General features: G+C 71.9%; 2 protein-coding genes. Both read left to right on the top strand.

What is annotated here, in order from left to right; all coding sequences use genetic code 11:
• Positions 1 to 573, top strand: a 573-nt coding sequence (locus G7A99_RS20400) for a transketolase C-terminal domain-containing protein (protein ID WP_305792346.1), incomplete at its 5' end; no start/stop codon positions are given.
• Positions 573 to 1,130, top strand: a 558-nt coding sequence (locus G7A99_RS20395) for a thiamine pyrophosphate-dependent enzyme (RefSeq protein ID WP_163143691.1), incomplete at its 3' end; no start/stop codon positions are given. The genes G7A99_RS20400 and G7A99_RS20395, both read left to right, overlap by 1 nt.

Here is a 1,130-nt window from a genome sequence, read left to right as displayed (position 1 = left end):
CGGCGCACCCCCTCGGAAGGCGAGGCGAACGACTACCGCCGCTACCGCGTCACCGAGGACGGCGTCTCCCCCATGAGCCTGCCCGGTATGCCCGGCGGCGCCTACACCGCCGACGGCCTCGAACACGGCGAGACCGGCACCCCCTCGTCCCAGGCCGCTCACCACCAGGCCCAGCTCGACAAGCGCCGGGACAAGCTGGAACGCCACGGCTACGGCGACTACTGGGCGGACATCGAGGGCGACGGCGTACTCGCCGTGATCACCTGGGGGTCGATCACCGCGGCGGCACGCGAGGCCGTCGACCGGCTCGCCGCCGACGGGATCGACGTGCGGCTGATCTCCGTACGGCTGCTCGCGCCGACACGCCCGGCGGACATGGCCCGGGCACTGGCCGGGGTGGAGCGGGCCCTGGTGGTCGAGCAGAACCACGGCGGACAGTTCCTCGCGTACCTGCGGGGCCACTACGACATCAGCGCGGAGCTGGTGGCGTTCCACCGGCCCGGGCCGCTGCCCATGCGCCCGGGCGAGATCGTCACCGAGCTGCGGGAGCTGGCGAAGCGGGAGGCGGCGTGATGAGCACGTGCGAATTCAGGCCCAAGGATTTCAAGTCCGGCGTCAAGCCGGTGTGGTGCCCCGGCTGCGGCGATTTCGGTGTCCTCAACGCCATGACCAAGGCGCTGTCGGGGCTGTCGCTGGCGCCGGAGGAGGTGGCCTTCATCTCCGGGATCGGCTGCTCGGCGCGGCTGCCCGCGTACGCCGCGGTCTACGGCTTCCACGGCGTCCACGGGCGGGCCCTGCCGGTGGCCACCGGACTGGCGGTCTCGCGCCCGGAGCTGACCGTGCTCGCCATGGGTGGTGACGGCGACGGCTTCTCCATCGGCGGCAACCACTTCCTGCACGCCTGCCGCCGCAACGCCAACCTGACCTACGTCGTCATGGACAATGCCGTCTACGGAATGACCAAGGGCCAGGCCTCGCCGACCACGGAGGCGGACTGGGAAGGCAGCAAGCTCACCCCGGAGGGCACGCATATCCCGGCGCTCCGGCCGCTGGAGCTGGCGCTCAGCGCCGGCGCGGGCTTCATCGCCCGGGGCTTCTCCGGTGACCCCAACGGCCTTGCCCACCTCATC

It is taken from the genome of Arhodomonas sp. KWT (genome assembly GCF_010993615.1).
This window is presented reverse-complemented; position numbering and strand designations above follow the sequence as displayed.